The organism is Chroogloeocystis siderophila 5.2 s.c.1, assembly GCF_001904655.1.
Classification (GTDB): domain Bacteria; phylum Cyanobacteriota; class Cyanobacteriia; order Cyanobacteriales; family Chroococcidiopsidaceae; genus Chroogloeocystis; species Chroogloeocystis siderophila.
On the sequence record NZ_MRCC01000010.1, the window covers coordinates 198,744 to 217,000 of the forward strand.

The window sequence follows — 18,257 nt, forward strand, 5'->3', positions numbered from 1 at the left end:
GTCCGCACAAGAAAATCCTCGGCTGACACACGCCAAAATCGAGAGAATCGCTAAAATTCAACTCTTCAACCCTTAGTCTTATCAAGCACTATAAAATTACAGGTTCTTGAGTGCAGACCTCATTTATCTTTGAAGCCACAATTACGAATGCTGTTGACTGGCAATTGGTTGAGTATAAGCAGAAAAGCTGGCTGTTTTGAGCATTTCTACAGTTGCTTGGCTATTTTGTACCCAAAACTGTCGTCCAAAGCGTACCAACTGACTGCGATCGCCCAATTTCACCGACGCTAGAACCGGAATTTTGGCTTTATCTTTTTCACCTAGCTGTTCTTGTAAGATGCTTTTTAAGCGGTGTTGATAATCAAGCGTTGCCGCTTGCTGAGGATCGAGTTCTACCATGACTAACTGCACTGTCTCAATCGGTTCAGCATCTTCTACAATCAGCTGAATTTGATCGTCGCGGCGGTCTACTTTACCCCAGACAACCATTCTGGCATCAGCTTCAAGTGATGCGCCAATTCGTTCATAAGCTTTCGGGAAGACAACGGCTTCGGTTTGTCCGGTTAAATCTTCGATTTGTAAAATTGCCATGCGATCACCTTTTTTAGTGACCACTGGTTTGATATTAGTCAACATCGCGACCGCACAGAGTAAAGTATTATCGCGTTGGTCGCCGAGTTGCGATAAATTGATCGGTGACAAAAGTCGCGTACGCGATCGCAGCGACTTCAAAGGATGATCCGAAACATAAAAACCAAGGAGTTCTTTTTCCCATCGCAGTTTTTCCATTGGCGGGTAATCTGCTACGGGCGGGGCTTTGGGTGCTAATTCATAGTTGGTGTTATTGTTGTTATTAGCTATCCCGCTCCAATCGAATAAATTAACTTGACCACTAGCACGATCTTTAGCCCGCGATTGCGCCCAGTCAATGACTAAATCAAGGTCTGCAATCAGTTGCTGGCGATTTGCGTCGAGTTTGTCAAAAGCGCCACAATGAATTAAAGCTTCTAAAGTACGACGGTTAACAGCGCGTAAATCGACGCGATCACATAAATCAGCTAGCGATTGAAATTCGCCTTTCTTGTCGCGGGCTTCTAAAATGGATGCGATCGCATTTTGTCCGACATTTCTCACAGCGGATAAGCCAAATAAAATTTTCCCTGCGACTGGTGTAAAATCCACTCCAGAGCGATTAATGTCTGGCGGTTCGATCTGAATATTCATATTCAGACATGTAGAAAGATATTTTTGGATTTTATCGGTATCACCACTGTTTGCCGTCAGTAATGCTGCCATGTACTCTACAGGATAATTCGCTTTTAAGTATGCAGTTTGATACGTGACATAACCGTATGCCGTCGAATGCGATTTATTAAAACAGTATTCCGCGAATTTGACCATTTGGTCGAATAATTCTTCAGCAACTTGCTTTCTCACACCATTTTTTGCTGCACCATCAACAAAAGCTTCTCGATGTTTTTGCATCTCGGAAACTTTCTTTTTACCCATGGCGCGGCGTAATAAATCTGCTTGTCCTAAAGAATATCCTGCCAAATCTTGAGCCATTTTCATGATTTGTTCCTGATACACCAAAACCGCATAAGTTTCATTTAGAATTGGCTCTAACAGCGGATGAATGTATTCTATTTCTTCACGACCGTGCTTGCGGTTAATGAATTTGGGAATCAGTCCGGCATCGAGGGGACCAGGGCGATACAATGCCAAGATTGAAGAAATATCTTCAATACACGAGGGCTTCAAATCGCGCACTATTTGCCGCATTCCTGAAGACTCAAGCTGAAAAATTCCTTCTAGTTCACCTTCTTCGAGAACTTTATAAGTTTTTTCTACTTCTTGCGGCATTTTTTTGACTTCGCCCTTGGCTAAGATTTTTTGAACTTTCCTTTCTTCTAAGGGTAAATAATCGGGGTCAATCTCAATATTTTGATTTTGCTTAATTAATTCAACAGTTTTTTGAATAAGTGTTAAATTCTTTAACCCTAAAAAGTCCATTTTCAGTAATCCCAGCGATTCTAAATCTTCCATGAAATACTGGGTAATCACTGAACCATCATTATTTTTTTGTAACGGGACAATCTCATCTAAAGGTTCAGAAGAAATAACGACTCCTGCCGCATGAACGCCAAAGGTTTTATTAGTTCCTTCAATCCGAATCGCCATATCAACCCAGTGACGAACTTTAGGATCGTTTTCATATTTCTCCTTGAATTCTGGTGCTGGAGTTGCATCCGAAATCATCACAGAAAGTTTAGTCGGTTTACCGCGTACAACAGGTATAAGCTTTGCCATGCGATCGGCTTCACCGTAGGGAATATCTAACACCCGCGCTACATCTTTTAAAACGGCTTTAGAAGTAAGACGGTTGAAAGTAATAATTTGTGCAACGCGCTCTGTTCCATATTTTCGTGTTACATATTGAATAACTTCATCACGTCTTTCGATACAAAAATCTGTATCAATATCAGGCATGGATTTACGTTCAGGATTCAAAAATCGCTCGAATAATAATCCATGATGAACAGGGTCAATATTTGTAATTTTTAAAGCATAAGCAACTAAAGAACCAGCAGCCGAACCCCGCCCGGGACCAACCGGAATTTGATTATCTCTGGCATATTTAATGTAGTCCCAAACAACTAAGAAGTAGGTGGAAAAGCCCATTTGTTGGATCATTTTTAATTCATAATCCAACCTTTCTTTATATATTGGTTCAATTTCACTACGCGATCGTTTTCTTAAACGATCTAGCATTCCCTCCCACACGACTTCCTCTAGAAAAGTATCAGCGGTATGTCCTGCAGGAACCGGATAGTTAGGAATGCGCGGTTCGCCCATAATGTGGTAAGGTTCAACCTTGTCGGCAATTTCTACTGTGGTGGCGATCGCTTCTTGAATGACATCATCGGTTAGGTGATCGCGAAACAGTTGACTCATTTCTTCTGCTGATTTGAGATACTCTGTCCCGCTGTAGCGCATTCGGTTATCTTCTGCAATCAGTTTTCCTGTTTGAATGCACAGTAGCGCGTCGTGTGCTTCTACGTCAAAACAAGAAATATAGTGCGAATCGTTGGTCGCAATAAATTTAATGCCTAATTCCCGTGCGATTTTAACGATTTCAACATTAACTATTCGGTCTTCTTGCGAACCGTGGTCTTGAATTTCGAGGTAATAATCGTCACCAAAGATATCTTTATATTCTTGTGCGACTTTCCGCGCGATATCTAATCGACCTTGCAGAATTGCTTGCGGAACTTCTCCACCTAAACAAGCACTGGTAACGATTAATCCTTCATGGTATTCTTTTAATAGTTCTTTATTGACACAAGGACGCGAAAAAATACCTTTCCCTTGAACACCTTTCAAGTGCGAAATTGTTGTTAATTTAACAAGATTTTTGTAACCTTTTGTATTTTTTGCTAAAACAACTTGGTGATAGCGAGGACGACGCTTCTTCTCCTCAATATCTCCATTAATGACATACATTTCGTTGCCGATAATTGGCTTAACATTCTTGTTCCGGCAAACTTTAATCAGTTCGATTGCACCATACATGACACCGTGATCAGTAAGTGCGATCGCTTTCATTCCTAACTCATTGGCTCGTTCAATAAGTGCCGGTATTTGACTTGCACCGTCGAGTAAGCTGTAATCACTATGAATATGTAAACCAACAAAAGACATAACCTTTATAATATTTATAATAAGAGAATTAAATAACTAAGATCCAAGCCACCTGAAACAATTTCCTTACAGTTAAGTTTTCTGGCAAAATTTCACCATCTTCTACTGCTGATTCTACTAAAAGTTCTAAAACTTCTTGAGCATTTTTTTAGCGCTTCTTCATAGGTGTCTCTGTAAGTGACTGGCTACATAACATCTTTAAATTCAGGTAATATTATAACAAAACATTGATTCTCGTCCGACCACTAAATAATAATAGTGTATTTCATTCTTCTACCTCCTTTTCACTTATTTGTTTTAATTAATTGCTTGAGCAACTTGTTTGTCTAAATATCTTTTTGCATCATCGCTATCTTTACCCACTATAATTATTGATTGAGATAATTGTGAATATATCCACTTAATATGGCTACTTTGCAGGTTTGTTTGTAAACCCTGCTTTTAACAATATTGTTTTTATTTCTCTAATTTTCTTGGGTATATCATGTAGCCTTCTAATTTTTGGCTAATCCAGCACCCAAGTATACTGTTTCTAAAGGAGTTTCTTGAATTCCATCTTCCATCCTTTGCAATCGATAAGCTTTTGCATAAGGACGAGAACTAAAAATCGGCTCTAGTCTATTTTCAATAAAATGCAGCGCCACGCCATCATCTGCGGCATATCCATCACTAATTTTTCCTGCTGATAGTAAACGATGGTAAGCAGGTCTTCTTTCTAATTCTCCATCATAATGCGGGCAATTGCTACGCTGAAGCCAGCCAAGACAAGGTAACACGGTTAATTCTCCAGGAAGCGAATCAGTAACTCCTTGCTCAAACCAGCAAATCGAACCTGTACTTAAGCCAGCAAGGATAACACCACTTTCCCATACTTCTTTGAGGATTTTGTCAAGTTCCCATTGAGAAACCACCACTGCCCATTGCTATAATTTATCGGCGTGACATGATGGTCGATCACCCCACGTAAATCACAACTGTTGCACCCAGACGCGAAAAGCCTTAACGGCGGCGTTTCTTCCCTGAATTTTACTTTCGGCAACGTATTGGGGAATGACTTCTATAATTGGTAGGTTAGGAAAAATCTGACTTTGGTTCGTTGCAACATACTGGTGATTTTGCAGTAAGTATATTTGTAGCGATCGTCCATCATAAATCCATAATTCAGGAACGCCTAAAGCTTCATAGCTACTTTTCTTGATTTCGGAAGCACTTGTAATATCAATTTCAATTGCTAAGTCAGGCGGTGGATCGAAGTTAGCATCAATTTTACTTTTACCTCTAATTGCTGCTTCATGTTGAATATAAAAGCAAGCACCAGGTTCTACACTACTTGCCATATCCCGACGTTTAAAGGTAGTAGAACCTAGGGGAGTAAATTCTATCGCTTGTTCTTCAAGTAATATTTTTACTAGATCTCCGATAATTTCCTTTCCTCTTTCATGTTCAGCCAGTGGTACCATAATCTCTAGTATTCCTTTGTAGTAGGCAAGTCGGGAGGCACGCGAGTTACCTAGCTCATCCAGAATTTGCTCAAACTCACTCCAGCTAATATTTCGTAGTAGGACTTTTTGCCCTGGCTTCACATCTAGCTGATTCAGTTGTAGTTGCATTTTTTACCTCCATATGTTTCAGCGTTCCGCCATCTGTTGAATTGAGACTTGTCGAACAAAGTTTTGCACGACTTGAAAATATTTAGAACCTGCAACTTCTGCGACATTATTGTGTCCCGCACCAGGAATTAAAATTAATTGCTTCGGTTCGGGTGCAGCGGCGTAGAGTTGTTCGCTCATTTGCGCGGGAACTTGCCAATCCGCAGTTCCATGAATGAATAGAACAGGGATTTGTAGTGCGGGTACTTTACTAATTGAGTCGAAGCGTTGACGTAAGATCAAATCAACGGGAAAGATGCGGTAGGCACGTTGGAAATCGATCATGGCACGAATCGAAGTAAACGAACTTTCGACAATTAATCCGGCAGCGTTGGGCTGTTGTAGTGCTAAGTGAATTGCGATCGCACCCCCTAAAGAATGCCCATAAATAAAAATCTGACTCGGATCAATTCGTCGTTGATTAACGAGATAATCCCACGCTACCGCAGCATCTTGGTAAACAGTTGCTTCTGAAGGAAAAGCCCCTTCACTACGACCATAGCCGCGATAATCGATGAGGAGTACTGAAAAACCCATCTGGTGAAACCGATGGGCGTGAGCAACATTTGCACCAATATTGATACCATTGCCGTGTAGATAGAGTAGAACTCTTCCGTTAGATTGAGTCGCAGGAATCCACCAGCCGTGAATGTGTTCAGTTTTCCCTGCGGTTGTAGTGACAGGTAGCCATACTTCCTGGTAGCGGAGATTAAAAAACTCTGGTGTCGTTTGAATAACGGGTGAAGGAAAAAAAATGAAGCGAGTTTGCTGGAAAAACAGATATACGCTGATCCCGATATAAAAAAGTGCAGCAATTAGCCCAGCACTCAGCAGCCACCTCAATGATAATTTGTTGAGCATGGATATCCTTCTAAGCATGTACGGATGCACAACTTTATGATAAAAACTCCAAGCTGCGCATCACTATACTGACGTTCTGGCTATGTTAACTTCGGAGTCTTTTTATGCCATTCTGTTGCCTGTTCATAAGCATACGCGACTTGAAATAGCAAATCTTCGCGCAATACGTCGCCAATCAACTGCAATCCGATCGGTAAACCTTTATCATCAAAACCACAAGGAATACTCATTCCTGGTAAACCAGCCAGATTGACGGTGATTGTCATCAAGTCAGTTAAATACATACTCAGGGGATCGTCCGTCTTTTCTCCCGCCTTAAATGCGGTTGTTGGTACAGTCGGACATACCAAAACATCAACATTGGCAAACGCGTTTTCAAAGTCTTGCTTAATCAGCGTGCGGACTTTTTGCGCCTTTAAATAATACGCATCGTAGTAACCCGCCGACAGCGTGTAAGTTCCTACCATAATCCGTCGTTTGACTTCGGTTCCAAAACCAGCAGCACGAGTCCGGTTATACATCGACAGGAGATTTTCGGCATCTGGCGTGCGGAAGCCGTATTTCACACCGTCGTAACGCGCTAAGTTTGCCGAAGCTTCCGAAGGCGCAATGATGTAATACGTTGGTAGCCCGTAGCGAAAACGAGGACAGGAAATTTCTTGAACTTCTGCGCCTAAATCCTTTAGTTGTTCAATCGCTTTGGTGACAGCTTGTTCGACAGCAGGATCTAAGCCCTCACCAAACGTTTCTTTGATAATGCCAATGCGGAGGTTCTTAATGTCGGGTTTGAGCAATTGCGTATAGTCTGGGACTTCAACTTTAAGACTCGTCGAATCTTTGGGATCGTATCCAGCGATCGCACCCAGTAAAATTGCGGCATCTTCTACGGTACGCCCAAATGGTCCAATTTGATCCAACGATGAAGCAAACGCGACTAAACCGTAACGCGAAACTAACCCGTAAGTCGGTTTCATGCCAACAACGCCACAAAACGACGCAGGTTGACGAATCGAACCGCCAGTATCAGAACCTAGGGCGACAACACATTCTTGCGCTGCTACCGCCGCCGCCGAACCACCAGAAGAACCACCAGGGACTCGTTCTAAATCCCAAGGATTGGCAGTGACTTGAAATGCTGAATTTTCTGTAGAACTTCCCATTGCGAATTCATCTAAATTCGTTTTGCCCACCATGACAGTACCTGCATCGGCTAGCTTTTGCGTCACGGTTGATTCGTACGGTGGTACAAAGTTCTCCAAAATTTTAGAAGCACACGTTGTCCGAATTCCCTTGGTACACATATTGTCTTTGATGCCAATCGGAATTCCTGCGAGTAGCCCTATTTCCTCTCCCGCAGCGATTTTGGCATCCACTGCTTGCGCCTGTGCTAGCGCTGTATCTGCTGTCACCGATAAGAAACTATGTAATTTCGGCTCTAACGTTGCGATGCGCTGCAAGGCTTCTTGAGTAATTTCAACCGCAGAGCGTTCTTTGCTCACCAGTTGTTGGTGCAACTCGCGGATGGATGCCATTGTTTGCTCCTTTGACTTGTAATCCAGATTATTTAGTTTAATTCAGGACTTACGTAAAAAGTGACTCAAATTCTTGTTTTGCTTGGTAATGATTTCTTTTACCAATTACCATTTCCCACTAGCAACATAAGTCTTATAGTAAAAATATACTATGGCTTATTTTTATCGAGTGTCTTTACCTCAAACTACTCACCCTGTCAAGCTCAACGTTCATATTCAAGGACACGGCTTTCCGATCCTTTGCTTACACGGTCATCCAGGCTCAGGGCGTAGTCTATCGGTGTTTACGAACCATTTATCGCAGCGTTTCCGTACGATCGCCCCCGATTTACGCGGCTATGGTAGCAGTCGCACACAACAAAATTTTACAATGAACGATCACTTGCTCGACTTAGAAGCACTGATAGATAGCTTGAAAATTCAGCGCTGCTTATTCCTCGGCTGGTCGTTGGGCGGAATTTTGGCGATGGAACTCGCGCTTAAATTGCCTGATCGCGTCAGCGGGTTAATCCTCGTTGCCACCGCAGCGCGTCCCAGAGGGAATCATCCGCCGATTAGCTGGCAAGATAATGTGTATACTGGTGTAGCATCTATTCTGAATTGGTTACAACCGAGTTGGCAGTGGAATATTGAGACTTTTGGCAAGCGATCGCTCTATCGCTACCTCATTCAACAACATTCACCAACCGCCTATCGCTATCTTGCTACTGACGCGATCGCTGCGTACCTGCAAACTTCTGCGGCTGCACAACGCGCGTTGAATACAGCGCTGCGATCAGGTTATAATCGCCTCGCCGATTTACACAAGATTACGTGTCCGAGCTTGATGCTCGCCGGAGCAAGCGATCGCCATATCACTGCTGAATCAAGTCACGAAACGGCTCGGTACTTGAAAAACTGTCAATGGCAATGCTATGCCAATACCGCGCATCTTTTCCCTTGGGAAATTCCCCAGATGGTGTTACGCGATATTGACGCGTGGATAGCTCAATATCCAGAAGTCGTTGAGGAAGAGTGAGTCGTTAGAGGTAGTGACTAGTACTTAGTAAACTAATCACCCTAAACCCTGACCCCTGACCTCTACATAGCTTCTACATCTGACCGCTAAATATGGGTGTGGCTTTAGGCTGCACAACTCCCAAGTCGTCAGCAACCGTTAAATTCTTGGGTTTGCAACGCTTGACTTTTACAATGATTCCTTGCGCACCTTCTTGCTCTAAATCCTCAATATATCCAGCCTTGGCAGCGTTTGCTTCTTTAACGCTCAAGAAAGGACCGAAGTAGTACGTGCAGCGCGGATTTTGTGTAACAATTTCTACCCACCAAGCCCAGCCAAAGCTGTGAAAGAGATTAGTTAAAACTTCTTTAAAACTATCCCAAAATGTTTTCATATTTGCTGTTTTGTCCATTGGTTACAGATGTGACGCGGTCTGCTACTGCTTCTAAATACTTCACACTTTGTTATACTCTGTTACGCTTCTTTTTTCAAATTATCTTATTTTAATTTTTCTAAATGAAGCATATTTAACCAACGTTGGCGAAAAATTTCATACAAAGCCATTCCGGCTGCGACTGAGGCATTTAAGCTAGGAGTATCACCCAAAAGTGGAATTGACACTAACACGTCACAGCAACGTTGTGTTAACAAGCTCAAGCCCTCACCCTCAGCACCAATCACTAACACTACTGATCCTGTAAATTGGACTGTATGCAGCGGTTGGCTTGCGGTTGCGGCTGTACCATAAATCCAAAATCCTGCCTCCTTGAGTTCTTCTAAAGCACGGCTGAAGTTAACTACTCTGGCGACAGGGATTTTTTCCAAAGCACCAGCGGCGGCTTTCATAACACTCGATGTAATTCCGACTGCTCGTCTTTGCGGGATGACAAGCCCTTGCGCTCCAATCGCTTCAGCCGTCCGAATAATTGCTCCCAAATTGTGGGGATCGGTAATACCTTCAGCTGCCACAATAACAGGTGATTCGGCGATCGCTTTTGCTCGCTCAATTAATTCACCAAGATCGCTATACGCATATGGGGCAATTTGTGCAGCGATCCCTTGGTGATTTGCATGATGCGTGATTTGATCTAAACGCTTAGGTTCAACTTCATCGATAACTGTTCCTTTTTCTTTTGCTTGTGAAATCAAAGAATGAAAGCGGGGATCGTAGCGCAATCGCGAAGTAATCCAAATTCGATTTAAATGTCTTTGACTCTCCAAAGCAGCTAGAACAGGGTGACGACCGTAAATGAGATCGTTGTCTTCTGTTAAATTTTGTAAATTTGTGTTACTAACAGCATGATTCACTGTAGGTCTTGCTCGTGCAGTGCGACCCTGATTGGGAGATTTGAGCAAAGGTTTAGAGCTTTCTCTAATTTTGACTGGCTTATCGCGCTTTGCCCCGCCCGTAGATCTAAATTTTTGTGGTTTGTTAGCCATTTATATAGTTGAAGTGTTAAATTCTTTTGGGCATCCCTACTCCTCGAATCTAACTGAGAATTCCAGCTATTTCGGTATAGAAAGACAATTTTCATCACTCATTTTGATTTTGCTCAAAGTCTAGCTTGTGTAATAACTGAGCCAAACGCTGACAGTCAGTGAGAAATAGGTAGCCGACTAAGGTTTCTAAACTCGATGCTTGTTGATAAATTTCTGGTTCGATACGCTTTGGCGGCTTCGTTGTCGCATTCCGACCACGACGGACTATATCTAATTCAGTACTGGTAAGGTAAGGAGTGAGCGATCGCAAATGTGATGCTTGTGCTTCTGCTCTTACCTGTGCCACTACTAATCGATGATAAACCTGCGATCGCTTTGGTGGCAGTAAGTAATAACGCCTAATGTAAAGCTCATAAACTGCATCTCCTAAATATGCCAAAGCGCTTGGAGAAGCTTGCTGTAGCTGTAATAAATCTTCAGCCAAGGTTGGTAGCAGCTGCTCTAACTTAAGAGTTAGTTCGTCTTCTATTATAAATGAGCGATCAAGTAGTTCTTCCTCCTTTGAGTTCACAATTGAGATGATCCTTCTATCTAGATTGATGGTGAGAAAATAAATTTTGCCGTTACGAATTTAGTAAAACTACCCATTTCGGTTTTGGTAGCTTCTTATTATCCTCGATCCCCACATCCAAATAAATGAAGGTAATAGTAATTAGCTGCTAGTTAGCGCTCATTCTTAAAGATATAGATAGGTGCTTTCAACAGACTTGCACGAATGCTGAAATAGCTTCGCACGCTTTAATATCAGCGCTTTAACTAAAGTCGGGGCTACCCAAACCAAGTGCGCACAGCAACGGAAGCGGATACAGTTTATTGAGCAGCGAATTCATTCACCCAGCTTTAATAAACATTTTTCTATAAACAAAAATCAAGCTACCCAGATGATGCAACCGGATAGCTATATTAGCCTTGTTTCTGTCGCCAGATCATGACTGTTTAACGTTTTCTAGCGCGGCTTCGACTGAAGGACGCAGTGAGAGAAACTGCTCTAACCGAACTAGCTTAACTGTTTGAGTCACGCGGGCGTTAGTCACGATTTGTGAAGTGCCACCAGCATTTTGTGCTTGTTTTGCAAGTTGCACCAGTGCCCCTAGACCTGAGCTATCAACAAAGTCGATTTGAGAAAGATCCAAAATAATATTTTTTGGTCCTTCATCGATACATTTGCCAATTACCTTACGAAAGGTTGGTTCAGAAAAAGCATCTAACAACCCTGTAAATCGAAACAACTGATAATTGTCCCGCACTTCACGGGTTCCTCTCAAACTAACCGTGATATTTAGTGGCTCAGCAATAATACCCTCCTCTTGCTACGCTAACTAAGATGTTTAAAGTCGAGGCTCAAGTATAGAGTGTTTTTGGAGATCTTGTCTACTATCATGAGACAGAAATTGAGGATTAAAAAAGACTAATGCTTTGTCGCTGATCCTGTTTAGCTTCGCGCATCAATTGTACAAACTGCTCAAATAAATAATCCGCGTCATGAGGACCAGGGCTAGCTTCTGGGTGATACTGCACTGAAAATAGAGGTAGTGATTTATGTCGCAGCCCTGCAACCGTCGAATCGTTGAGATTGAGGTGGGTAATCTCAATATCCGCATCTGGTAAGGAATTGGCATCGATCGCAAAACTGTGGTTTTGACTCGTGATTTCGACTCGCTGCTTTGAACCAGCGGGTTGGTTAAGACCGCGATGCCCAAACTTAAGCTTAAAGGTTTCTGCGCCTAGCGCGTGACCTAAAATTTGATGTCCCATACAAATGCCAAACATTGGCTTTTGACTCGCTAGGAGTGCTTTGGTTGTTTCGATTCCTTCGGTAACGGGTGCGGGGTCACCAGGACCATTAGAGAGAAAAATTCCATCAGGGTTGTATTTGAGAATTTCTTCAGGAGGAGTGTTGACAGGAACAACAATGATCCGACAGCCATAACTCGCTAGGCGGCGAAGAATGTTACGCTTCACCCCAAAGTCAATCGCAACAACCGTCAAAGGTTCTGCGGTATTTTCTTGATTAACGGGCTTAAATTCCCAAATCGCGGTTGTGGGGTCTGACCATTCGTAAACCTTAGCAGTTGTTACTTCACGCACTAAATTCAAGCCTTTCATGCTAGGCGCTGTGATGACTTGCTCTAGTAACTCAGCTTCGTCAAGAATTTCGGTGGAAATTCCGCCATTCATAGCACCTAAAGCCCGAATTTTACGAGTGAGCGCGCGAGTATCAATTCCATAAATGCCAGGAACGTTGTGCTGTGTGAGGTAATCTGGCAAGCTAGCTGTAGAACGCCAATTGCTCGGTTTGTAGCAGATGTTGCGCGTTACTGCACCTCGGATTTGCGGCTTATGCGATTCTTCATCGTCGGGATTTACGCCTGTGTTACCGAGTTCAGGATAGGTAAAGACAACAATTTGTCCGTAATAACTGGGGTCTGTTAAGACTTCTTGATAGCCTGTCATGCCAGTATTGAAAACAACTTCCCCAATAGTGGTTCCGGTAGCGCCGAACGAAAAACCACGATAAGCAGTTCCATCTGCAAGGACAAGCAGCGCTGGTTTAGCGTCAAATAGGGACATAAGCAATTAATCTCAAGGCTTTGACTGGCATCAGGGTCATTATGCCACGAGTCAATTGTGTCTTGGTATGACTATGTAAGAATGCGATCGCATTTCCACACTTCTCTTACTACTTCGCACCGTAATAAAACGCAATTTCTTTGTCTTTGAGCGGTGTAAAGTCAGCATCAATGAGCATTTGATTCAGTTTTTCCTGCGGAATGTGTTTCGCGCCAATCCGCACGATTCGCGATCGCATTGTATTAGAAACACCGCTACGTTGTCTGCCTGCTTCTAGTTCCATGACTTGGCGATACAGTTCTAGTTTGGCAGGTGGAATCGGAGTACCATCGAAATCTGTTCCTGCGGCGATCGCCACATCGACAGCATCTGCGCCTGTTGTTTGCGGAGATTTTTGTGAATTCATCGTTTGTGGTAATAACAGCTACGCTTGCATTTTACCAAGTGTGATTGCCTATTCAGCAAAACAGATAACTAGTCGTATTTTTTCGCAAAATTGGGTATTCAAACACTTGCAACTACTAAAGCTTTTGATCTAACCTCTAGCCAACTATGTACCCTCATAACATTTTTTTATGTCTGACGTTCCTATTCCCGATTCCCAAGACCGATCGCTACAAAAAGCGTTTACGGGAAAACTAGTAGATGAATATTTTGATTACTCTGAAAGTTGGCTGCGGGCAATTTTGAGAATGTGCATTTTTTCACTCACTCGAATTGGTGGAAAAACTGCTTTGCTCATCGAGTGTCCCAATCAAGCAGTTGCTAAACGCCTTAGCCGCAAAACGTATCCTTTACAGCAGTTTAGCGAGTGCTTTTCTTCAAGTTACCCTGCAAGTAGGCGAGTTCTGATTTGCTACCAAGATAGTGCGCTTGCTACTTGGCGATGTTTTGATACAGAAAGTAATAGTTGGAAAACGTGGGAGAATTTACAAATTCCCACGGCTTCGACCGATGGATAATGTATTCAAGTATATTGCTAAGAACTTTACTTTAGCAGTTTTAATGCCAATGCCCATACTTCACATTGCTCTGCGCCGCTGTGGCTTGTTATACAAACAAAATCCTGTAGAGTTGCTATCTAAAAACGCCGAATGTACTATTTTAACTAGTTGTCTTGAGTTTGACCAGGGATATGCGTAGCAGTCCTAGAAGAAGATTCTCTTCGTGTATCTGAGCAAATGCCGATTTCTTTTAATAACTGAGCAATTTGCTGTGAAGTCAAACTGCGTTCTAGTAGTTGCTTTTGCTTTGCGATCGCCAGCAGTTGATGCAACTCTTCTACTGACAATGTTGTATCTTCCTGAGAAGCTGTTTGGCTAGATGCTGCTAATTTTAATGTGACTAATATTAAAAAACGCTGTAGCACGACTCTTTGAGTAGGTGTTAACTCTAATTCATCGGCAAATAATGCTAAATTGTCAGCTACTTTTTCTTGACTATCTGCCTTTTTTATGGTGTGTGCTTTAGTCGTTCCCAGAATGCTCACAATGCCACCGAGCAGCGTTCCTAAGTAAAGCCCTGTTGAACCACCTTGCCAAACTGCTCGTGGTGTGATCCAAGCCTGACAAGCCGTTTCTAAGCCCCAAGGTTGACTTTGGCATTTTTGACCTTGAACTTTCAGGCTGATTTGACTACCAATGTAAGCACTGACAATTCCAGATGTCAGCGCGATTAAAGTACAAACTAAAACTCGTTTTGGTTGCCAAAATTTGCTCATTAACCAGTATTCCGCATACCAGCAGCAATACCATTAATTGTAAGCAACGCGCCACGGAGTAGTTCCCCCTTGCTATAGCGTGAGTGGATAACGCCTGACGTTGTGTTGGTGCATTGACGTAGCCGTTTGAGCAAAGAAACTTGTAAAAAGCCCAAGGGGACAATTGTTCCATTGCGTAATTGGACGGACTTTTGCAAAACAGGATCGCCATCTAGAAGGCGTTTATGACCGGTGATGTTTAATACCAAATCTCGTGTGAGGTAGAATTCATTAGCAATTTGCTCAAATAGTTTTTCAAAGCGAGCCAAGTCTTCAGGTTGTGACAATTCCTGTACGTAGTGCTTTGCCATTTGCAAATCTACTTTTGCTAAAGTCATTTCGACTTTAGAAATTGCCATCTTAAAGAAAGGCCATTTGAGGTAGAAATAGCGCAGCAGCTTAAGATGTTCTTCGGGTTCTTCGTTGACAAATTCTTGTAACGCAGTTCCTACGCCATACCATGCAGGTAGAAGAAAACGGCTCTGTGTCCAGCTAAACACCCAGGGAATTGCGCGTAACGAACTTAGGTCTTTTTTACCACCATTGCGGCGCGCGGGTCGAGAGCTAATTTGCAACTGGCTGATCTCGTCGATGGGTGTAACTTGATGGAAAAAGTCAATAAAGTCCGGCTGCTCGTAAATTAAAGCGCGATAATGACTACGCGATCGCGCGGCGATTTCTTCAATAATTTCGTTCCAAGGTTGAATATTGTCAAATCCAGTCCGCAACAAACTTGCTTGGACAACGGCAGTTGTAATCGTTTCCAAATTGTAAACCGCAAGTTCAGGTAAAGAATACTTGGAAGCGAGAACTTCTCCTTGTTCTGTAATCTTGATTCTACCGTTAATGCTGTGACCAGGCTGCGCTAAAATAGCTTCATAAGCTGGACCACCACCACGACCAACCGAGCCACCGCGTCCGTGAAAGATGCGTAACTGTAAACCAAATTGTTCGGCAATTTGCTGAAGTGCTTTTTGCGCTTTGTGAATTTCCCAGTTACTGCTTAAAAAGCCTGAATCTTTATTACTATCTGAATACCCTAACATCACCTCTTGAAGATTAGGTGTAAGCGTTGATGGGGGTGGGGGTGGTGAGGTATCTGCTGACGAGTTTCCTGCTGAGTGCGCATGATAACCGCCTGCAAGTAAGGCACGATACAAGGGTAGTTCAAACAATTGTTGCATTACCCTCGGCGCTCGAAGTAAATCTTCGACAGTTTCAAACAATGGCACAACTTGTAAGGTGCTTGTCCCCGTTGCGGGATCGTATAAGCCTGCTTCCTTAGCAAGGAGCAATACTTCAAGCAGGTCACTGACTTCGTGACTCATGCTGATAATGTAAGTTTGGCAAATGCTAGAACCAAATTCTTGCTGTAGCGATCGCACAACCCGAAATGTTTCGATGACCTCGGTTGTCTGCGGACTAAAAGGTAATTCTGCGGGAATAAGTGGGCGACGTGTTTGAAGTTCTGATACTAACCAGGCGACGCGCTCAGCTTCGGATAATTCTTTGTAGGAACGCGGTACAATTTGCAAATACTGTAGAATCTCTTCTAACACGTCAGCATGGCGCGATGACTCTTGGCGAATATCTAGATGCGCCAAGTTGAAGTCATAAATTTCGACCTGACAAATCAAATTTTCTAATTCGCGGCAACTTAAACCCGTCGCTTCTAAATTACGCTGAATTAACCGCAATTCTGTGAGAAATTCGGTACTAGAGCGATAAATGCCACGGAAATCGTTTTCAGTTTCGATAGTTTCGCGTTGTCGTAAATCGCGGTTGTATAAACGACTGTTGCGATCGCGTGTATTCTCTAAGCGTTTGAGTAGATAAGATAATTTGAGGCGATATGGTTCTTGTCGATATCGTAGAGCGAGTGCGTCATAAACATCATTCATTTGCGATTGATCTTGCTCCAGCGATTCGAGTAATTCTGGCAAGACATCGCTCCAGTGTAGCGACAGGCTTAATAAAGTAATCAAGTGCTTCACTGACTGAATATACTTCTCTAGCACCATTTGACGTTGATAGCAAGCTGTTTGCCAGGTTACTTGAGAAGTTACCGAAGGATTTCCGTCGCGATCTGCTCCTACCCACGAACCAAATTTGCAGAAATCATGCTTTGGCGCATTCAGTCGGGGAAAAGAACTAGAAAGTGCGTGTTTAAATCGTTGATGCAGTTGAGGAATCTCATTGAATAAAACTTCTTGGAAGTAGTGCAGCGCATACTCTACTTCGTCCAGCACTGTAGGTTTAAACTGATGCAATTCATCCGTCCGCCACCATAAGCGAATTTCTTCGGTTAGCTGTTCGCGTAGTTGTGCGGCTTCCCAAGAAGTTGTCTTGTTAAGAAATCCTTGCTTTTCCTCTAGTTGATCCAACCTCTGGAGTAACTTTGCCATGCGCCGCTGTTTTTCGCGAATCGTCGGGCGCACGATTTCGGTTGGGTGTGCGGTAAAGACCATGCGCACATCCAACTGATCAATTAGGCGCTGGATTTGCTGAGGCGGGACATTCTGCTCTTTCAAATGAGGAAATAAGGCGTGAAAGGTACTATATTTCTGATTGTCAGATTGAATTGCTTGCCAGCTTTTCTCTAGTATTTCCGCCCCAGGTTGTCCATTGAGCGTTTTCTCTGCGTCAAGTGACTGACCGTTTGCTGATGTTACTTGCTTGCTAAGTGCCGTATGCTGCGAGGAACGCGCGAGTTGCAGTCGCTGTTCGTAATGTTGCTCAACAATATTAATCAGCTGAAAATATAAAGCAAAGGCGCGCGCCGCTCGAATTGCTTCGTTAAGATCGAGTTGTGCAATCAACTTAGTCACTTCTGCTGCTTGGTCGTTTGTCGCTTGTCCTTCTGGAGAACACAGATCGCGCAGTTGACCTAGAAGATTGACTAATTCTTGACCGCAATCCTGTTTAAGCACAGACTCCCATAAGTCCTCTACCAACTCAAGGCGTTGCCGGAGAAATAAATCTAGCGGTGAAGGCACAGTCAGTGCCTCATCAGAGGATAGGTTGATGAGCGAACTCATAAGGTCTGTTCTAAATAAAGCCAGGAATATAAATAATTCTATGAGGTAAATTCCCCTCAAGTGGTTGCACAAACAACAAACTTTGGGATTAAGTTATGCGCTTACTCATTTTGCTCTATCTTCTGTGGCTCTGGAAAGGGTAGTATTGGTAAGCGATCACCGCGTAAAATTTCTTCGGCTGATTGTCCGACCGACTGAATCAATTCTGAGTAAGCTCTGGCACCTAACATCCCCAATAATACTAATCCAGTGCCAATTTGTAACAAAACTTTAGAACTCAGACTGATAAGGAATAAGTCTATTTCCTGCTCTTTTTTACCCTGACGCTGAAATGTCATGTTGGCTCGCATCCCCAATTATTTTTTATTGTGCTCGTGTGCAGCTTTTTATGTTGTAGAACTCAAAGTTGCCGTAAATGTTGAAACAGCACTTTCGTAGCAAGTTTCGTCAGTTTATAAAGTAAGCCTATAAACTATATTTACCAAATTAATCCTTTTGATATAGATTAAAACAAGTAAAGTAATGTAAAGTACTAAATACAGGCAAAACAAATTTGTCTGATTATTTTTCTCCAACTTACTTGTAGTTACAAAAAGCAATCATAAAAGTATGACAACAACTCTACAAAGACGCGAAAGCGCATCATTG

16 protein-coding genes are annotated in these 18,257 nt (G+C 42.8%); 2 read left to right on the top strand and 14 right to left on the bottom strand.

Translation table 11 applies throughout. The features are described 5' to 3' along the window. Positions 1 to 141: 141 nt before the first annotated feature. The 5 genes from NIES1031_RS13890 to gatA all read right to left on the bottom strand — a co-directional run bounded on the left by NIES1031_RS13890 (position 142) and on the right by gatA (position 7,744). A complete protein-coding gene (locus tag NIES1031_RS13890) occupies positions 142 to 3,702 on the bottom strand; it encodes a DNA polymerase III subunit alpha (protein WP_073550045.1) in 3,561 nt (1,186 codons plus the stop codon). A 494-nt stretch (positions 3,703 to 4,196) separates the two neighbouring features. After that, complete coding sequence (locus NIES1031_RS13905) at positions 4,197 to 4,613, bottom strand: Type 1 glutamine amidotransferase-like domain-containing protein (RefSeq protein ID WP_073550046.1); 417 nt, start codon at positions 4,611 to 4,613, stop codon at positions 4,197 to 4,199. A gap of 57 nt (positions 4,614 to 4,670) precedes the next feature. Further along, entirely contained in the window at positions 4,671 to 5,312 is a 642-nt protein-coding gene (locus tag NIES1031_RS13910; RefSeq protein ID WP_073550048.1) for a Uma2 family endonuclease, read from the bottom strand. An 18-nt stretch (positions 5,313 to 5,330) separates the two neighbouring features. Beyond that, complete coding sequence (locus NIES1031_RS13915; protein ID WP_073550049.1) at positions 5,331 to 6,212, bottom strand: alpha/beta hydrolase; 882 nt, start codon at positions 6,210 to 6,212, stop codon at positions 5,331 to 5,333. Between the two features lie 80 nt (positions 6,213 to 6,292). Next, the gene (gatA, locus tag NIES1031_RS13920; protein ID WP_073550051.1) at positions 6,293 to 7,744 is read right to left on the bottom strand and encodes an Asp-tRNA(Asn)/Glu-tRNA(Gln) amidotransferase subunit GatA; all 1,452 of its coding nucleotides are present in this window, start codon (positions 7,742 to 7,744) and stop codon (positions 6,293 to 6,295) included. 151 nt (positions 7,745 to 7,895) lie between these two features. Between gatA and NIES1031_RS13925 the strand changes: the two genes are divergently transcribed. Continuing rightward, a complete protein-coding gene (locus NIES1031_RS13925) occupies positions 7,896 to 8,762 on the top strand; it encodes an alpha/beta fold hydrolase (RefSeq protein ID WP_073550053.1) in 867 nt (288 codons plus the stop codon). Positions 8,763 to 8,835: 73 nt separating this feature from the next. Here NIES1031_RS13925 and NIES1031_RS13930 read toward each other — a convergent pair whose 3' ends face one another. From NIES1031_RS13930 to NIES1031_RS13955, 6 genes are all read right to left on the bottom strand, one after another. Continuing rightward, on the bottom strand, positions 8,836 to 9,135 hold the full coding sequence (locus tag NIES1031_RS13930; RefSeq protein ID WP_073550096.1) for a DUF1816 domain-containing protein: 300 nt from the start codon (positions 9,133 to 9,135) through the stop codon (positions 8,836 to 8,838). Positions 9,136 to 9,239: 104 nt separating this feature from the next. Then, positions 9,240 to 10,181 (bottom strand): 23S rRNA (guanosine(2251)-2'-O)-methyltransferase RlmB, encoded by a 942-nt coding sequence (rlmB, locus tag NIES1031_RS13935; RefSeq protein ID WP_073550054.1) that lies wholly within the window; start codon positions 10,179 to 10,181, stop codon positions 9,240 to 9,242. Between the two features lie 94 nt (positions 10,182 to 10,275). Beyond that, positions 10,276 to 10,677 carry a Mini-ribonuclease 3 gene (locus NIES1031_RS13940; RefSeq protein WP_196797628.1) on the bottom strand — a complete coding sequence of 134 codons (402 nt, stop codon included), beginning with the start codon at positions 10,675 to 10,677 and terminating at the stop codon, positions 10,276 to 10,278. Between the two features lie 490 nt (positions 10,678 to 11,167). Then, the gene (locus NIES1031_RS13945; protein WP_218596806.1) at positions 11,168 to 11,518 is read right to left on the bottom strand and encodes an STAS domain-containing protein; all 351 of its coding nucleotides are present in this window, start codon (positions 11,516 to 11,518) and stop codon (positions 11,168 to 11,170) included. 121 nt (positions 11,519 to 11,639) lie between these two features. Then, on the bottom strand, positions 11,640 to 12,812 hold the full coding sequence (carA, locus tag NIES1031_RS13950) for a glutamine-hydrolyzing carbamoyl-phosphate synthase small subunit (RefSeq protein ID WP_073550060.1): 1,173 nt from the start codon (positions 12,810 to 12,812) through the stop codon (positions 11,640 to 11,642). 109 nt (positions 12,813 to 12,921) lie between these two features. After that, complete coding sequence (locus NIES1031_RS13955) at positions 12,922 to 13,218, bottom strand: small RNA NsiR4-regulated ssr1528 family protein (protein WP_073550062.1); 297 nt, start codon at positions 13,216 to 13,218, stop codon at positions 12,922 to 12,924. Positions 13,219 to 13,387: 169 nt separating this feature from the next. Here NIES1031_RS13955 and NIES1031_RS13960 point away from each other — a divergent pair, with 169 nt between their 5' ends. Beyond that, positions 13,388 to 13,774, top strand: coding sequence for a hypothetical protein (locus NIES1031_RS13960; RefSeq protein ID WP_073550063.1), 387 nt, complete (start codon positions 13,388 to 13,390; stop codon positions 13,772 to 13,774). Between the two features lie 146 nt (positions 13,775 to 13,920). Here NIES1031_RS13960 and NIES1031_RS24995 read toward each other — a convergent pair whose 3' ends face one another. The 3 genes from NIES1031_RS24995 to NIES1031_RS13975 form a co-directional block, all read right to left on the bottom strand. Then, a complete protein-coding gene (locus NIES1031_RS24995) occupies positions 13,921 to 14,532 on the bottom strand; it encodes a hypothetical protein (protein WP_073550064.1) in 612 nt (203 codons plus the stop codon). Beyond that, entirely contained in the window at positions 14,532 to 17,609 is a 3,078-nt protein-coding gene (ppc, locus tag NIES1031_RS13970; protein ID WP_073550066.1) for a phosphoenolpyruvate carboxylase, read from the bottom strand. Before ppc ends, NIES1031_RS24995 begins: the two co-directional genes overlap by 1 nt. 101 nt (positions 17,610 to 17,710) lie before the next feature. Further along, entirely contained in the window at positions 17,711 to 17,947 is a 237-nt protein-coding gene (locus tag NIES1031_RS13975) for a hypothetical protein (protein WP_073550098.1), read from the bottom strand. Positions 17,948 to 18,257 lie beyond the last annotated feature (310 nt).